Source organism: Actinocrinis sp. (assembly GCF_035946395.1).
Taxonomy (GTDB): domain Bacteria; phylum Actinomycetota; class Actinomycetes; order Streptomycetales; family Catenulisporaceae; genus Actinocrinis.
In genome coordinates, this window is sequence record NZ_DASYZI010000232.1 from 1 (window position 1) to 17548 (window position 17548).

Genomic DNA, 17548 nt, shown 5'->3' on the forward strand with positions numbered 1-17548 from the left:
GTGCCGCGGCGGCGCCGTTTCACTTCACCGCGTACCCGCTCGACTCGCCCGATCGGGCGGGAGAGCGCATGCTGCGGCCTGTCGCGCCTGTTTACAAGCACATCAGCGCCTGGATTTCCTCGGTGGGGGCGGCGGCTGCGCTGTTCGCGGTGGACGGCGGCGCCGTCTCCCACGACGTGTGTCTGGTCGACCCGCGTACGGACACTGTCACGGTCGAGCCGGCGCCCACGACCGGGCAGCGCTACCGGCCCTTCACTCTGGTGCCGGCCGGGCTGTACCAGCCCTCGTACGAGGCGCCGATGGGCTGCGTCCCCGCGGATCTCACCGGGAGCGGGTGGCAGGACCTTGTCGTGTACTACTGGGGGCGCTCTCCGGTGATCTTCATGCGCAAGCCGGGAGTCGCACCTGGTCCCGGCGCGTTCGTGGCACGTGAACTGGTCCCGGGGCACCCCGTGTGGAGCAGCAACGCCATGACGTACGGCGACTATGACGGTACTGGGCACCTCGACTTGGTCGTGGGGAACTACTTCCCGGACGGCGCCCGAGTGCTCGACCCGACGGCCGTGCAGCCGGAACTCCAGATGCCGTCCTCGTTCTCCAACGCGCACAACGGCGGCACGCTGCACCTGTTCCGCTTCGTCTCGGCTCGCGGCGGCGCGTCCCCGGACGTGCACTACGCCGAGGTGCCCGACGCCTTCGGACCGCGGCCGCTCACCGGCTGGACGCTCGCGCTGGGCACCCAGGACCTCGCCGACAACGGCCTGCCGGACATCTACCAGGCCAACGACTTCGGTATCAACCGGCTGCTGGTCAACCAGTCCACGCCGGGGCACTTCGCCTTCCGCGCCGCGGTCGGGCAGCGGCACTTCACCACGCCGAAGTCGAAGGTGCTCGGCAACGGTTCGTTCAAGGGCATGGGCGTGGCCTTCGCGGACCTGGACCGCAGCGGGAGCGAATCGATCCTGGTCAGCAACATCACCGAGCCGTTCGCGCTGGAGGAGAGCAACTTCGTCTTCCAGCCGACGGTTTCCGGCGCGCAACTCGCCGCCGACCTCGACCGAGGCTTCGCGCCGTACGACGACCACAGCGACGAACTCGGCCTCGCCCACTCCGGCTGGACCTGGGACGTGGTCGCGGCGGACTTCGACAACTCCGGCTATCCGCAGGTGATGCACGCGACCGGCTTCGTGACCGGGCACACCGACCGCTGGGCGCAGCTCCAGGAGGCCGCGACGTCGAACGACCTGATCCTGCGCCACCCCGAGCTGTGGCCGAACATCGAGCCCGGCGACGAGGTGTCAGGACACGACCCTGACACGTTCTTCGTGCGCACGCCCTCCGGCCGTTACGTCGACGTCGCGCAGAAGATCGGCGTCGGCTCGACCGCCGTCACACGTGGCTTCGCGGTGGGTGATGTGGACGGCGACGGGAGGCTCGACTACGTCGCGGCGAACCAGTGGGGACAGTCCTTCCTCTATCACAACGAATCGCAGGCAGGGCCGTTCGTCGGGCTGCGGCTGCGGCTGCCTGCCTCGGCTGGAGGTTCCGGCGTCGGCGCGCCCGCGATCGGCGCCGTCGCAACGCTCGAACTACCCGGCGGCGCCGTCACCCGTCAGCAGGTCTTCCCGGCGAACGGGCACGGCGCAGTCGCCGCGCCCGACCTGCATTTCGGCCTCGGCGGAGAGCGGATCAGCGGGCTGCTGCGGGTCGGGATCGACTGGCGGGACTCACACGGTGTGCGGCACAGCGCCACGGTGTCCCTCGGTTCCGGATGGCACACGCTCGTACTCGCCGACGACGGCACGACCGCGGAGATCCGATGAACACTGCCCGTATCAATACTGTCCGTATCAACATCGCCCGTATCAATGCTTCCCGTATGAGCACTCTTCGTATGGACGCTCGCCGTATGAACGTTCTGAGTGCGGCCTCCGGAAGGCACGGGACGGCAAACGCGTGTGACAAGGCTGAGGCCGAGGAGGGCTGCGAAAAGGGCGCGACCGGGAAGAGCTGCGACAAGCGCAGCATGGCACTGCGTCAGTTCGCCTTCTCCATCACGGTCGCCACGGTCCTGGGACACACGGTCCTGGGATTCGAGCAGGCATACGCGACGCCGGTCCTCGCCGTGCTGGCGGCGGTGGCGACGGAGGCGGTGCTCGAAAGCGTGGACGCCGCCGCGGGTCGGCGCAGGCCGCGATGGCTGGCACCGGCCGGACGGGTGACCGACTTCTTCCTGCCCGCCTACATCGGCGGCCTGGCCTGCGCGATGCTGCTCTACTCCGGAAGCAACATCAGCGCCACGGTGCTGGCCGCGGTCGTCGGCGTCTCCAGCAAATACCTGATCCGGATCCGGGTCCGCGGCGCGGGCCGCCACGTGCTCAACCCCAGCAACACCGGCATCGTCGCGGTGCTGCTGCTCTTCCCCTGGGTCGGGATCGCGCCGCCGTACCAGTTCACCGAGTGGCTGCCCGGCTGGTGGGCGGCGGTCCCCCCTGCTGTCGTGCTGGTCCTGGGTTCGATGCTCAACGGGAAGCTCACCGGCAGGATGCCGCTGATTCTCGGCTGGGTCGGCGGGTTCGTGCTCCAGGCGCTGGTCCGCGGCGCGTTCACGGACGTCTCGACGATCAGCGCTCTGTTGCCGGTGACCGGCAGCGCGTTCGTGCTCTTCACCAACTACATGATCACCGACCCGGGCACCACGCCCTCGCGCACGCGCAACCAGGTCGTGTTCGGTCTCACCGCGGCCGCGGTCTACGGGCTCTTGGTGCAAGTGCACATCGTCTTCGGGTTCTTCTTCGCCCTGGTGATCACCTGTGCGCTGCGGGGGGCCGTTCTGGTGGGGCTCGACCTGCGCCGGCCGCGCCGCATCCCTCAGCCGCGGGTGGAGCAAACGTCCGCACGGCGGCGGCTCACTGTGGACGCGGTGGACGCAGCCGGCGCCGTGGAAGCGTCCTGAGGAGCCACATGTCCGCGCGCACCTCCTCTTCCGGCCGCATCGCCGTCGTCGGGATGGCCTGTCGGTATCCGGATGCTGACGATCCCGGGCAGCTGTGGGACAGCGTGCTCAATCAGCGCCGGGCCTTTCGCCGCATGCCTGTGGAACGCCTGGCCCTGGCCGATTACCACGATGCCGGCCGCACGCGTCCCGACAGCCTCTACGGCACGCGGGTCGGTGTGCTGGAGGGCTGGGAATTCGACCGGGCCGCCTTCCGCGTGCCCGGTGAGCTGTACCGGTCCGCCGATCCGGCGCACTGGCTGGCCCTTGAGACCGCGGCGCGGGCCTTGGCGGATGCCGGATTCCCGGAGGGCGAGGGTCTCGATCGGGATCGAGTGGCCGTGGTGGTCGGCAACAGCTTGACCGGAGAGGTCACGCGAGCGCACACGCTCCGGCTGCGCTGGCCTTACGTGCGCTCGGTTCTGGCCGGCAGCCTCGCGGAGCAATCGCTGCCTGCGGACATCGTCAGCACGGTGCTCGCCGGTGTCGAAAAGCGCTTCCTTGAGCCGTTCACCGCGCCGAACGACGAAACGTTGGCCGGCTCGCTCGCGAACACGATCGCCGGGCGGATCTGCAACCAGTACGACTTCCACGGCGGGGGATTCACCGTCGACGGCGCCTGCGCCTCCTCGCTGCTCGCCGTGATCTCGGCCTGCGGCCAGCTGCGGGATGCGAGTGCGGACTTCGTGCTCGCCGGCGGCGTAGACATCAGCCTCGACCCCTTCGAACTGGTCGGCTTCGCGCGGCTCGGCGCACTGGCCGCTGACCGCATGCGCATTTATGACGAGCGGGCCACGGGTTTCATCCCGGGCGAGGGCTGCGGAATGGTTGCGTTGATGCGCGCCGAGGACGCGGCGGCCGCAGGCCTGCCGGTCTACGCGGAGATCCTCGGCTGGGGCGTCTCGTCGGATGGCGCCGGAGGGATCACCCGGCCCGAAGCCGCCGGTCAACTTCTCGCGCTGCGTCGTGCCTACGCGCACGCGGGGATCGAGCCGGCGCGGCTCGGCCTCGTCGAGGGCCACGGCACCGGAACCGCGGTCGGCGACGCCGTGGAACTGCGGGCACTGACCGAGCTGTGTCAGGGTGCGAACACGCTGGCGGCGCTCGGCTCGGTGAAGGCGAACATCGGCCACACCAAGGCGGCCGCCGGAATCGCGGGACTGATCAAGGCCTCGTGGAGCGTGGCCACCGGGATCCTGCCGCCCGCGACCGGATGCGAGCGGCCGCGACCCGAACTGTGCGGCGGGCAAGCGGTCCTGCGCGTGCTCGACCGCCCTGAGCTCTGGCCCGAAGGCCCGCGCGTGGCCGGGGTCAGCGCGATGGGCTTCGGCGGCATCAACACCCACCTGGTACTCGCCGAGCCGGGCGCGGATCAGGGTCCTGCCCGGCCGCGGGCGGTCTCGGCGGCGGCGCGCACCGTGCCGTCGGCCAGGGCGCGCCCTCCACAGGAGGAGCTGTTCCTGGTCAGCGGCGCGGACCGAGGGCACGTCGCGGACCGGTTGCGTCGTCTCGCGGCCAACGCGACGCGCTTCTCAGAGTCCGAATTGCAGGACCTGGCCTGCGCACCGGCTGGCACGGGGCACGACGGCGCCGTCCGCGTGGCCTTGATCGCGGGATCGCCGGAAACACTTGCCCGGCGCGCTGCCGAAGCGGCGGATCTCCTCGGCGGCATTCGTCGCAGAACGCTTGCGACACGGCCGGGAGTGTGGATCGGCGAGGCCTGCCATGGCCGTGTCGCACTGCTCTTCCCTGGGCAGGGCGCCCCGATCCGCAGCGGCTTCGGCGTGATTGGAGATGATCTGGCTCGATGGGAGACCCGGTCGCAGAACGATGATACCGAGGGGGAGACTCTCAGCGGGGCAGCCGCCGGGTCCGCGAATGCGCAGCTGACCATTCATCAGCAGACGCTGGCCGGGTTGCGCTGGCTTGAGCGCCTTGGCGTGTCCGCCGTCACGGCGCTCGGCCACAGTCTCGGCGAATTCGCCGCGCTGGTCTGGGCCGGAGTACTCGACCCCGTTTCCGGCGCGCGTCTCGTCGGGGTGCGCGGACGACTCATGGCCGCCCTGAGCGCGCCGGACACCGGCATGCTCAGCTTGACCGCGGACGCTTCGACGGCCCGCGAGCTGTGTATCGGCACTGACGTCGTGATCGCCGCCTTCAACGGACCCTGGTCCCACGTCGTGGCGGGTTCCATCAAGGAACTGAATCTGGTGGCGGCGCGGGCTGCGGGCCGCTCGGTGGCGGCGGCGCGTTTGCCTGTCGCGCACGCGTTCCACTCGCCGGCGGTCGCACCCGCCGCCACTGCCTTCGAGCACTTCCTGCGCGCGGCGCAGTTCGCTCGTACGAAAAGGCCCGTGTTCTCCGCAGTGACCGGACGTGTCCTTGATCCGGCGGATGACGTGCTCGAACTCCTGGTCCGGCAAATGACCGCGCCGGTGCGCTTCCACGAGGCGCTGGAGCACGTCTGCGCGCAGGCCGATCTTCTGTGCGAGATCGGTCCGGGACGCACGTTGGCGGCACTGGTCGCCGACGGCGAGTCGCCATGCGTCTCGCTCGACGTGGGCGCGGACGGTCACCGCGCACGTGCCGAGACCGCCGCGGCGCTCTACGCCAGCGGCGCGCTCACGAACGCCGCGCCGCTCTTCGCAGGCCGAGCCGCTCGGCCGATCGACCCATGGCGCGAGCGGGTGTTCATCGGCAACCCGTGCGCCATCGCGCCCGGTGAAGACGGTGAAGACGGTGAAGACACAGATACAGGGCTCGAAGACTTCGTGGACTTGGCCGAGCGTGTGGCCGTGCCGGCCCCCGCTCCGATTCCCGCGCCGGAGGCCGAGACCGGGGAAGGCGGGTCGTCCGACGTCCCCGCAGTCGTTCTGCGCCTTGTCGCGCAGGCCACCGAGCTCTCGCCGGACTCGCTCGATCTCAGCCTGCGCCTGCTCAGCGACCTGCACTTGTCATCTCTGAAGGTGGCTCAGCTCGTCGCCGAGTGCGCGCGCGCCGTCGGCCGCGAAGCTCCCGCGGCGCCGCTCACCCTCGCCGACGCGAGCATCGCCGAGATGGTGGAGTTGCTCAAAGCCCTCCCCGTCCGAGGCGACGGCGTCGGCGCGGGCGGCGTCTGCCACGGGGTCGGACCGTGGATCCGCTGCTTCACGGACGTGCCCCACGTGGTGACCTCGGCCGCGACCTCGGCCGCGCACAGCCCGGCCGATCGACCCGGGCGCGTCCGCGTCGCCGCCGGACCGTTGTCCGAGGCGGCTGCGAGCATCCTGGGATCCGACCCGCGGGGGCGGGCGGAACTGCTCTATCTGCCCGAGCCCGACGCGCCGGGCGCCGTCGAACTACTCCTCGCCGTGTCATGCGCGGCCGTGGACGTTGGCCGGTTGATCCTCGTCACGCACGGTTCGGCACTCACCGGTTTCGCGGGCAGCCTTCATCGAGAGCACCCGGAGCTGGGCATCACCGTGCTTGAGGTGCCTGCGTCACCGGCCGGTCTCGAAGCCGGCGGCTCGATCGCGGCGGCGCGGCCCGGGCGGCTACAGCGGCTCGTCGTGCACGAGGACGGTTCGGTCCACGAGCCCGAATCTCAGCCTTATTCACTCCCCGGCGCTGCGCAGTCCGTGCTCAGTGTGGGTGATGTGCTCCTGGTGAGCGGCGGCGGGAAGGGCATCGGCTACGAATGCGCCGCGCGTCTGGCCGAACGCGACGGGCTCGCGCTCGGCCTCGTGGGCCGCAGCGATCCGGCACGGGACGCGGTGCTCCGGCGGAATCTCGACCGCCTGGCCGGAGCCGGGATCCGCTTCGCCTATCAGAGTGCCGACATCGCCGACCAGGCCGCGACGGCGCGGGCCGTGGCCGCACTCATCCGCGATCTCGGCCCGATCAGCGGCATCCTGCACGCCGCCGGGAGCAACGTGCCGCGTCGCTTCGCGGACCTCACTGCGGCCGACGTCCGCGCGCACCTCGCGCCGAAGAGCGGCGGCTTCGACTGCCTGCTCGCAGCCGTCGACCGCGACCGGATCCGGCTCCTGATCACCTTCGGATCGGTGATCGGCCGCCATGGAATGCCCGGCGAATGCCACTACGCTCTCGCCAATGGCCTGATGCGCGAGCGCGTCGAGCGGCTCGCGGAGGCGTTGCCCGGCTGCCGGACGATCAACGTCGACTGGTCTGTCTGGTCCGGCGCGGGTATGGGGGAGCGGCTCGGCGTACTCGATCAACTGCTCAGGCACGACGTCACGCCGATCGCGGTGCACGAGGGCGTCGAGCTTTTTCTCGCCCTGGCCGACGCTCCGGATCTTCCGTCCAGCGTTGCCGTGCACGGACGGCTGGGCCTGCCGCCCCAAGACACCCAGCCGGCGGGCCGGTCAGTCGAGACGATGCGCTTCCTGGAGACCATCCGCGTGCACTATCGCGGCGTGGAACTCGTCGCCGAGGCCCGGATCAGCACGGACACGGACCCGTACCTGCGCGACCACCAGATCGACGGCGCGCTGGTGTTGCCGGCGGTGGTCGGTCTTGAGGCCATGGCCGAGGCGGCCTGTGCGCTCGCCGGCCGTCCGCTTCGCCTCGCGGCGGACATCGCACTCGATCACCCGGTGCTCCTGGACGGCGACGCTCCGCGTGTTCTGCGGCTGTGCGCGCTGATCGACGGCGACGCTGTGACAGTGGCTCTGCGCAGTGACGAGACCGGCTTCCGCACCGACCATTTCACCGCCCGCTTCCCGCTCGACCCGGCGCCGCACGCATCCACTGCCGTCGCGCGGATCCCGGGCGAATCCGGGCCCGGGCAATCACAGGCTCAGGCTCCTGATGCCAAGGCCGAAGACCTTTACGGGCCGCTCTACTTCCATCGGGGCGTCTTCCGCAGGGTGCACTCGCTGCACAGTCTGCGCGCCCGGCAGGTCAGGGTCCGAATCCTCGGCGATAAGTCAGTCCGCTGGTTCACGGGCGATCGCGCAGCCGGAGCCGGATTGCTGCTCGGCGGAATCGGCTGCAACGACGCGGCCATCCACGCGCTTCAGGCCTGCGTGCCGCATCGTCGTGTGCTTCCGGTCGGCTGCGAAGCGTTTTGGGCGAGCGGCGAGACCACCGGCGCCACGGTCGACGTGCACGCTCACGAGCGCAGCGCCGACGGGGGAGTCTACGTATGGGACCTCGACGTCGTCGACGGCGCCGGGATCCTCGTCGCCTGCTGGCGCGGGCTGCGGCTCAAGGACGTCGGTCCGCTGCCGCGCGAAACCCCCTGGCCGCCAGGACTCTTCGGTGTGCTGCTTGAACGTGGCGCGCTCGCCCTTGGCCTCGATCGGGGCATCGGCATCGAGATCATCCGCAGATCCGGCGGGCGGACTGTGCCGACGGCCCGGCCGCCGCGCGGTATGTCGCGCAGCCACTGCGGAGCGTTGACGCTGCAAACCGGTGCGGGAACGCAGACCGCGGTGGACTGGCAGCTGGTACGCGGCGCGCAGACCGCCGGCGTGCTCGACGCTCTCGGCGCGGGCGTATCCGATCTCTGGGCGCCGCTTCGGGCGGTGCTCGTCGAGCCGGAAGCCGCCACGGCCGCCCGCCTCTGGACGGTGAGCGAGTGCCTGGCCAAGTACGGCCGCGCGCCGAGCGCGCCGCTCGTCCTCGGCGGCGTGTTCGAGGACGGATGGGTCCTGTTGCGCAGCGGCGGCGAGTCGATCGCTGTGCTGGCGCTGCCTGCGCGGCTCGCTCCGGTCGAGGCGGTCGATGCGGCTGATGGAGCCGGGGCGGCGGTCGAGGCGGCAGTCGAGGCAGTGGCCGGAATGCAGGACGCGGCGCTCGCCGTGGCCGTGATGACTGGAGGCGTCGATGTGGCAGGAGCGAACCTACAACTACCGGCACCAGGTCCTGCTCGAAGAGACGAATCTCGTCGGGAACGTGTATTTCAGTAACTACTTCCTCTGGCAGGGCCACTGCCGCGAGAGCTTTCTGTTCGCGCACGCTCCCGGCGTGATGAGCGCCTTGCAGGGCGATTTCGCGATGGTCACCACGGCCAGCCGCTGCGACTTCTTCGACGAGCTGTTCGCGGGCGACTGCGTCGAAGTGCGGATGTCGCTGCGCGAGATCAGGGACAACAAGGTGACGATGCGCTTCGACTACTACCGGGTGCGCGGCGCGGCGCAATTGGTGGCGGTCGGCGAGCAGACGACCGCGTGTGTGCGCCGGATTCCCGGCGGCACGGAGCCGACGGAACTGCCCGAGGAACTTCGCGCCGCGCTCAGGCCCTACGAACCTGTGGTCGGCCTGGCCGGGCCGCGTGTCTGAAACCGCGCGCGATGGATGGAGCACATGGCGCGCGTGTTCTGGCGTTCCGACGCTCCGTCAGCCCGAGAGGAATCGAGGAAACCCCACTGTGGCCAGCACGATCACCCGAATGCTCCTGCCCGCGCCCAACGGTCCTCTCAGTGCTCTTGAGGCTCGTGTCGGCGCCGCGGCGCAGCCGGCACCGACAGCAGTACTGGTTCCCGGAATCGCCGGTGCCAAGGAGGACTTCCTGCCGCTGATGGAGATCCTGGCCGACGCCGGATACCGGACGTTCGCCATCGACCAGCGCGGCCAGCACGAGACCCCCGGTGTCGGCGACATGGCCGCGTACACGATCGCCGCCCTGGCCAGGGACCTGGACGTAGCGTTCACAGCGGCGGCCGCGCGTCGGCCGGTGCACTTGGTCGGCCACGGCTTTGGCGCCCTCGTCGCCGCGCACTCGTGCGTCGCGGCACCCGAGAAGACGCTCGGCAAAGTGCTCAGCTTGGCCCTCATCTGTGCCGGGCCGGAGCCGGAGCCTGCAACGCTGCGTAACGACCAGTTACGCGGGAGCGACCCGAGGGCGTTATTGGGCATGTTCGACGAGGCGGCTCGATCGCTCATGCCTGTGCCTTACGCGGAACTCAGGCAATGCGGCGTGCCGGTGTTCGTGTGCACCGGCGAGGCTGCCGGCCGGCCGGCTGTCGCGCAGTGTGAGGAACGCGCCGAGGAGCTTGACGTGAAGGTGGAACTCGTCGCCGGAGCCGGTTCGTCTCCGCAGCTCGATCGCCCCGAGGCGCTGGCGACGCTGCTGACCGAGTTCTGGTCAGGCCTCGAACCGGCGCCCGTGCCGACCATTCCGAATCAGGCGGAGTCAGCCGACGCAGATGGTGTGGTCGTTTAGAGGTCAAAGGTCAGAGGGCTACCAGTGTAGGAATACGGCCGAGTTCGTCCGTCATCCCTTGCTGTGTCCCGCAGGCGACGTTGTCGTCGGCGGCGATGGGAGTTCCGATGATCTTGGTTCCCATGAATTCGCCCGCGGTGACCGTTCCCGTGCTGAGGATCGAGGCTTTACCTGCCTTGACCGCGGTCGAGAAGGTGATCGTACTGGTCCGGCCGTTGGCCCATTCGACCTCCCACGCCTCGCTCATCGTTCCGTCGTCGGTGCAGCTGCCGGTTCCCGTGCCGCTACCTCGGAAAGTCGCCACGCCGTTCACCGTCGGATCACCGGAGATCGCGGGTGACGTGCAGTCGGACAGCGCGCCGATGATCGTCTCGGTGAAATCGTGCGGAGTACTGGTCAGGCCCGAGCTGAATGTGCGCAGATAATAGCCGTCGTCGCACCAAACGATCGGCGTCACGGTGTCCGCGAGCGCAGGCGTTGCAAAGGCGGTGGCCATATTCGGCGCAGTGAGTGTGAGGACCGTCAGACCGGCAATTGTCATGGTTCGGCTTTTCATGGTTTGATCATGCCCTGATACGGTCGGGCCATTCCAAATGCCGGGTGCGACGCACGCAATAACCATCCGTATGGAGCAGGAGTCTTATCCATTGGGCTGTTCGGGTGGATCAGCGGCGCGGCAGCGCTTTGCGTGGTGGCAACCGTGATGGACTCGGTTCGAAGAGCCGTTATGGACTAGTGCGGTGGCTTCGCCTGTACGGGCGTGGGCGGTGTGCGTGAGGAGACAGTGGCTCAGTGATCGCGAGTAAGAACGTCTTGATCCGCGTCGGCGCGACCGCAGCGCTGGCCACCGCATTCGGGATCGCATCGACGACGTCAGCCGCGGCGGCGAGCGGGCCCTCCTCGGACGGCACGATGGTCACGGCGGACGGGACGGGAAACGCGAGTGGCCTGCCGGACGAGATGACGTTCACGCTGTGCGCCGACACTCACGCGTCGACGGTTTCTGTCGCGCTCAATGCGAACAACTCCGCCATCTCGAAGGTGCGCACTGCGATGTCGAAGGACGGCATCGCCGACGCCGACGTGCAGACCACCACGTTCTCGATCGGCCCCGACTACAACTACGGGTCACCGCCCACCGGACAGTTCTCGATCGCCGGCTACCACGTCCTGCACTGCATGGAGTTCGTCCTGCACGACCTGAGCAAGGACGGAAAGGTTCTGGACGACGCCGTCGCCAGCGGCGGAAACGTCATCCAGATCTCGTCGGTGCAGTTCGGCCTGTCGGACCCCGCCTCGCTGGAACAGCGCGCCCGCGACGACGCCTACAACAACGCCGATGCCAGGGTCATGCAGGACGCCCAGAACGCCGGGATGAATTTCTGCAACCCGGACGAGGTGACCGACGTCGGCGGCTCCATCGCCGCGCCGTTGGGCTCGGGCGGGGAGCCGCCGCAGTCGGTGCCGGTCAGCGCGGGCCAGACCACTGTCGAGGTGACGGTGCGTGTGGCCGAGCGCTGTTTCGCGAGCCAGGGCCTCGGCGACGCAAGCCATTGATCCGGGATCGCCATTCAGGTCTTTGATTTATGTCCCTGGTCCGGGCTCTTGGCCCGGGTGTCTTTATGGGCGTGAGACGTACTGTGGCAGGCGGGTGGCGGCCCACGGCCGGCGGCCGGTGACGAGCACCTTCCCGGTGAGAGCGGCTTGCCAAATGGATGTACGTCCGTACATGACGTGCAGGAACGACACGGGTTCGGCCCACATGCGGCAGTCCGCACGCTCTCCGCGCGCGGCCGGGCGTACCGCCACCGTGCGGTTGGCGAAACTGACCAGCACATCCGGGCTCGCGGCCAGGGCGCCCCGCCAGCTGACCCGGTAGGACACGGTCGTGGCACGCCCGAGCTCGGTCAGCATCAACGGCACCATCGTCGAGAACAGCTCAGTGACGAGCACGGCCGCGATGCCGGGATCGATCCGCCACGGCGAGCGCGTCGTGCGGGCCACGTCCAAGCCGTGGAACAGCACCTCGCTCACCGCCAGCGCGATGAGTGTGTCCGGCGTGCGCGTCACCCCCGGGCCGTACCAGGGCGTGTCCAGGGATCCGTCTGCCGGGAGAGCGGCGGTGGCGTCCAGGAACGTCGCGATCGCTTCCATGATCTCGGCGCAGGCGTCCACCCCGCGTCGCGTACCTTGCTGGTTCTCGCGGGTTCGCAGAACCGCGTCGTTGACCGCGGCCAGCCGGGCGTGGAAATCAGACTCCTGCGGCACGAGGTGCGCGTAGTGGCCGCCGCTGCCGACCGCCGCCTTCGCGAACGCCTCGAAGACCGAGGCCAGATGCGAAGCCACCTCGCTCACGCTCCACTGTGAACCGAGCACCGGTGCGTTCGGGTCCGTGACACGCAGGATATGCACCAGTTCCCGTCCCGCCTGAGGCAGGAATCTTCGCAGTGCCGCGCGACCGGCTTGATCCATGGGTCACCCTCCGTACTGAGCTCACAACCGTGCGTATTCGCGCTTATCGTAAATCGCCGGTTTGGGTGATATATCCATTCGGCTCAGCTTTGGCAGCACTCCCACACGATCGAGTGAGTTGACGTTGCCCGCGCGGGAGGGGTGTCGTTGATGGCTCGTGCAGAGAAACAGGCTCCTGTTCCGGAATCTGGGTACCGGCCCGTGCAAGACGGATTCGCGCATGGATGTTCTAACCCGTTCGCCGGACGAACCGATCTTCGCCGAGACGGCGCGCAAGTGGCGGCTGGCGGGACGGATAGTGCCCGGGGAGCAGGACGCGACCTGGGACCGGCTCGTCCGCCCCGATTCCGGCCACGCCGACTCGGACGGCGTGGCCGGACAGTCGGCATGAGGACTCGACTCGTCCGGCACTGCTGCTCCACACGAGTTACTGCGAGCTGATCTCGCTGAGCATGTACCAGCCTTGTGACCCGCCGGGCAGTTCGGCTCTTATCCCTGTCACTCGGGCGTAGCCGGGTAGCACGAGTCTTGCGTTGGGCGAAGGTCCGCGCGTCGTGGTCGGGGTGACCACCCCTGCGACCTGCCAGTGGTTGTTCTGGTTGCGCCACTGGATGGCGACGTTCGCGGGCAGTACCACTGCGTAACCCGGGTTCGCGTCGGCCATCCACACGGTCGCGAAGCTCATCCGATGCGCATGACGCCAGGTCACCTGAACCGTGCCGCCGGTGGTCGCGCTGATACCGGAGAACATCTGGGAGTACTGCGGCCGGAAGTCGGGGTTGACGACGTCGTCGACGAGCCTGCTGGAATCGTCCGCGTAAGCCGTGCGCGCGCCTTGTTGCACTGACGGCGTCGGCGTGACCGTGTACGGCCTGCCGGCCGACACGATGTCGCCGCTGCTGTCCCTGACCTCGATCTGGTCGAGCAGGACCCATCCGGTGCCGGCACCCGAGACGGTCACGTACTGTCCGGAGACGTCGGCGACGGGCAGTGAGAACGTCCCGGCGGTTTCCAGCGGTGAGCCGTTGACCGGCCGGGTGGTCAAGGTGGGCGGCCCGGCGGTGCCGACGCTCTGGCAGGTCTCGCCGACGATGCCGGTGTCGCGTGGCGCGCAGTCCGAGCCGATGTCGACGGCGAGCCCGTAGGGCCAGTTCACCGCGGCGGACTGATCGAGGTGAGTTATCACGTCGACCGAGGCGATCGGGTATCTGCTTCCCAGATCGATGGAAACGCTGAACCGTCCGTCGAACAGGTTCCACCCCATCGCGCCGTCCCAGTTCCAGGCGCCGGTCGGAGAGATGTTCTCGTCGGTGAGCTTCCCGGCGGCGTAGCCGAGGCTCGACGGGACGGAATCGGCGTGCGGGCCGGTCTGGACGGCGATCGGGGCCGACGAGGTCTCGCCCGCGGTTCCGCTCGCCACGACGGGCAGAGCGTATTGCACGGCGACCAGACGCTGCACGTACGGCCACGGGCTACCGGCTTGGCGGCTCATCGTGACGGTCACCGAGACTATGGCGTCGTCCCCGTCCTGCGTGATGGGCAGGGGCACCTGGAGACTGTCGTACCCGAGCATCTCTCCGGCCCCGCTGCGCTGCGCGAACGCAGCGCCGGAACCACCCCGCCGGTTCACCCGGACCGTCAGCGTGCCCTGCCACGGGTGTGAGCTGTCGGCGTCGCCGAAGTCGAGCCGCAGCGCGGTGGGGTTCTGGCCTGCGGCAGGCATCCACACCTGCTGAAGCGAGCCGTCCGCTTGGGCGCTCGGTGCCCATGGCACGCGGATCTCCAGATTGCGCAGCGTGCCGCCCGCGAGATAGTCGGCGAGATCGTTGTACGTCGCCCACCTGTCACCCGTGGTGGACGCCTGGCCGGTCATGGCGTCGAACATGTCGTCGGCGGTGCCCGCAAAGAAGACCTGCGGATATGCGGTCGCTCCGGTCTCCTCGGCGACGGCGAGGTACTGGTGCGCGATCCACCTTTCGTAAGGTGACTCGCCGGCGGAACTCACCTCGTACTCGTAGGCCTGATGCCGCTTCGCCGACTCGGCGCCGATCGCGTGGAGGCGGCTGCCGTCGACGTCGCCCTCGTACTGGGCGTTGAGGAAGGCGTAGCCCGGCTGGACGTTGACGACGTCGAAACCCAGGCTCGTACCGCTCAGGGCGTTGGGTCCGCTGAATCCCGGAACCCAGACGGTGGACAGGCCGCGGGTGTGCGCTTCGATGTTGAACTGTTTGACGTAGGTGGCGTCGCCGGTCACCTCGACGGCGTCCTCATGGTGGTAGTACGCGCCGTAGAGCGCCAGGTTCCGCCAACCGGCGGCGGTCGCGCGGGAGCCGATCTGGTCGAGATACCAGTCGGTGGCGGTGATCCGCTGCACCGGGTCGCTCAGATCCAGCGCGGCAGACGATCCGGGCAGCACGAGGCCGTGGTTGCCCGGGTTGAACCACGGCACCGTGATGGAGACTCTGATCGGCGCCGGTGGCGGACTGTACCTGGCCGCCAACTCACCGACGGCTTCGTCGAGCCGTGCAGCATCGGCGAACGTCTGGTCGAGCAGGGCCTTGAGGTCCTGCCCGTCGAGTTCGGCGTACATCAGGTCTTTGCCGTTGATGGACGACGCGGTCAGGATGGCGGCGTCGAACAGCCATTGCCCCGTGAACCGGCCGTTTCCGTCCACTCGCATCAGGTGCCGTTGCCACGCGGCGTCTGTCCGGCTCGCGTCGTGGTAGACGAGCATGGAGCGCTGCCAGGACGTACGCTGCGTCGCCGCCGCCGAGGTCGCCGCGGTGGCGGCCACGATGAGACCGATGCCCAGTGCCAGGGCGACGAGTCGACGCGCTGATGCCAAGCGGCGAATCACCTAAATGCACCTCCTGTGGTTCGCCGGTTCATACCCGCAGCGGGGGTGGAAGTGCATTTCCACAGTCGAAACCAGCCGATCAGCGCTATCCGGGAGCGGGCTGCGCGGCTACTGAGCAGCAGTCCGGTGCGGCAGACGGGTGACGCATAGTTAGGCGCCGCGCGCGCAGCGGGTATCAGCCGGTAGATTTGCGGGCTCTCCCGCCGCGGCCGTGATTTGGGAGAAGGCGGATGATCGGCGCTCTTCGACGTATCGTGACCCCGCTGCTGGCTGTCGTGTGTTGCGCCGTGGCGGTGTGGTTCACCGCGCTGCCGGTGGTCTCGCAGGCCGAGCGTGTCGCGCTGGCCACCCCGTTCCGGTTCACCCCTTATCCGCTCGACGCGCCCAACGGCCCCGGTGCCATGCCTCTGCGTACGGTCGCGCCCGCCTACTGGCGGGTCGCCGCGCTGATCTCCGGATTCGGCGCGAGCGTGGCGCTGTTCGCCGCGGACGGCGGCAAGGTCTCACGCGATGTCTGTCTCGTGGATCCCCGCGATGGGAGCGTCACCGTCGAACCCGCGCCGACGACCGGTGCACGCTACCGGCCGTTCACGCTGGTCCCGTCGGCGGGGCCGGCCTACTTCGCGCCGATGGGCTGCATGCCCGCCGATCTGATCGAGAGCGGTTGGACTAGTCTCGTTGTCTACTACTGGGGCCGTTCGCCGGTGCTGTTTCTGCGCATTCCCGGAACGGCGCCGTCGCGGTCGGCGTTCGTCGCACGCGAACTCGTCTCGCCGCCGCAGGTGTGGAACACGAGTGCCGCGACGCTCGGGGACTACGACGGAACAGGTCACCTCGACCTCGTCTTCGGCAATTACTATCCTGACGGCGCCCGGATCCTGGATCCGGCGTCGCGTCAGACCGGGCTTGCAATGCCCGAGTCGATGTCGAACGCCCGCAACGGCGGCACCAAGCGGCTCTATCGTTTCGTCTCCGCGACCCGCGGGCCGATTCCCGATGTCCACTACGCCGAGGTTCCCGCAGTCTTCGATCCGCGCGACGCGACCGAGTGGACGCTCGCGCTCGGCACTCAGGACCTGACCGGCTCGGGGCTCCCCGATCTGTACATAGCCAACGACTTCGGTCCTGACCGATTGCTGATCAATCAGTCGACACCAGGTCACATCCGTTTCCGGGAGGCACGCGGCGTGCGTCACCTGACCACGCCGAAGTCGCTGGTGCTCGGCAACGACTCGTTCAAGGGGATGGGCGTCGCGTTCGCCGATCTCGACGGCAGCGGCATACCCGCGATCCTGGTCAGCAACATCACCGAACCGTACGGCGCGATGGAGAACAACTTCGCGTTCGTCGCCACGGTCGACCGCGACACGTTCCGCCGCGACGCGAATCGCGGTGTAGCCGACTACGACGATCACAGCGAGGCTCTCGGCCTGTCGCGAACCGGCTGGAGCTGGGGTGTGGCCGCGGCGGACTTCGACAACAGCGGTCAGCCCGCCATCGTGGTCGCCGCCGGATTCGGCGCCGGCTCGACCAACAGGTGGCCGCAGATGCAGGAGGCCACGATCGGTTCGGACGTCTTCCTGCGCTACCCGGGGCTCTGGCCGGACTTCACCGCGGGGGCCGATCTGTCAGGCCACGACGGCGACAAGTTCATGGTGCGTGATCGCGGCGGACGCTACGTGGATGTCGCGGATCTACTCGGAGTGCAGGGAAACACACCCGGCCGGGCGATCGCCGTCGGCGATGTCGATGGCGATGGGCGGCTCGATTACCTCATGGCGAACCAGAGCGGGCAGTCGATTCTCTGGCACAACGACTCGCAGGCGGGCGCGTTCTTGGGACTGCGGCTACGCGTACCGGCGGGGGAGGGACGATGCGGCGCCGGCGATCCGGCCGGACCGAGCAGCCCGGCGATCGGTGCGACGGCCGATCTCACCCTGCCGGACGGTACCCACCGGGCCGAACAGGTGTATCCGGACAACGGCAACGGGGGATTCTCCTCGCCAGATCTGCACTTCGGCCTCGGCGCTGTGCCTTATGCCAACGCGTCCCATGC

At 68.9% G+C, this 17548-nt stretch carries 11 protein-coding genes; 8 read left to right on the forward strand and 3 right to left on the reverse strand.

All coding sequences use genetic code 11. The features are described from left to right. The 5 genes from VGS97_RS14610 to VGS97_RS14630 all read left to right on the forward strand — a co-directional run. Window positions 1–1823, forward strand: a 1823-nt coding sequence (locus VGS97_RS14610) for a CRTAC1 family protein (RefSeq protein WP_326854025.1), incomplete at its 5' end; no start/stop codon positions are given. A gap of 86 nt (window positions 1824–1909) precedes the next feature. Then, window positions 1910–2956 (forward strand): enediyne biosynthesis protein UnbU, encoded by a 1047-nt coding sequence (locus tag VGS97_RS14615; protein ID WP_326854026.1) that lies wholly within the window; start codon window positions 1910–1912, stop codon window positions 2954–2956. Window positions 2957–2964: 8 nt separating this feature from the next. Further along, window positions 2965–8907: an SDR family NAD(P)-dependent oxidoreductase gene (locus VGS97_RS14620; protein WP_326854027.1), complete on the forward strand. Its 5943-nt coding sequence runs from the start codon at window positions 2965–2967 to the stop codon at window positions 8905–8907. Continuing rightward, on the forward strand, window positions 8825–9280 hold the full coding sequence (locus VGS97_RS14625; protein ID WP_326854028.1) for an acyl-CoA thioesterase: 456 nt from the start codon (window positions 8825–8827) through the stop codon (window positions 9278–9280). Before VGS97_RS14620 ends, VGS97_RS14625 begins: the two co-directional genes overlap by 83 nt. Before the next feature lie 88 nt (window positions 9281–9368). Continuing rightward, window positions 9369–10163, forward strand: a complete 795-nt coding sequence (locus VGS97_RS14630) for an alpha/beta fold hydrolase (protein WP_326854029.1) — start codon at window positions 9369–9371, stop codon at window positions 10161–10163. Between the two features lie 10 nt (window positions 10164–10173). On the opposite strand, the gene VGS97_RS14635 is transcribed toward VGS97_RS14630, so the two are convergent. Further along, on the reverse strand, window positions 10174–10719 hold the full coding sequence (locus VGS97_RS14635; protein ID WP_326854031.1) for a hypothetical protein: 546 nt from the start codon (window positions 10717–10719) through the stop codon (window positions 10174–10176). Between the two features lie 236 nt (window positions 10720–10955). Between VGS97_RS14635 and VGS97_RS14640 the strand changes: the two genes are divergently transcribed. After that, the gene (locus tag VGS97_RS14640; RefSeq protein ID WP_326854033.1) at window positions 10956–11720 is read left to right on the forward strand and encodes an SIMPL domain-containing protein; all 765 of its coding nucleotides are present in this window, start codon (window positions 10956–10958) and stop codon (window positions 11718–11720) included. A gap of 63 nt (window positions 11721–11783) precedes the next feature. On the opposite strand, the gene VGS97_RS14645 is transcribed toward VGS97_RS14640, so the two are convergent. Further along, entirely contained in the window at window positions 11784–12635 is an 852-nt protein-coding gene (locus VGS97_RS14645) for a maleylpyruvate isomerase N-terminal domain-containing protein (protein WP_326854035.1), read from the reverse strand. A 220-nt stretch (window positions 12636–12855) separates the two neighbouring features. Here VGS97_RS14645 and VGS97_RS14650 point away from each other — a divergent pair, with 220 nt between their 5' ends. Further along, the gene (locus VGS97_RS14650) at window positions 12856–13026 is read left to right on the forward strand and encodes a hypothetical protein (RefSeq protein WP_326854036.1); all 171 of its coding nucleotides are present in this window, start codon (window positions 12856–12858) and stop codon (window positions 13024–13026) included. A gap of 36 nt (window positions 13027–13062) precedes the next feature. On the opposite strand, the gene VGS97_RS14655 is transcribed toward VGS97_RS14650, so the two are convergent. Next, window positions 13063–15480 (reverse strand): DUF4855 domain-containing protein, encoded by a 2418-nt coding sequence (locus VGS97_RS14655; protein ID WP_326854037.1) that lies wholly within the window; start codon window positions 15478–15480, stop codon window positions 13063–13065. A 242-nt stretch (window positions 15481–15722) separates the two neighbouring features. On the opposite strand from VGS97_RS14655, the gene VGS97_RS14660 reads away from it, so the two are divergent. Then, on the forward strand, window positions 15723–17548 hold a 1826-nt coding region (locus tag VGS97_RS14660; protein WP_326854038.1), incomplete at its 3' end, for a CRTAC1 family protein.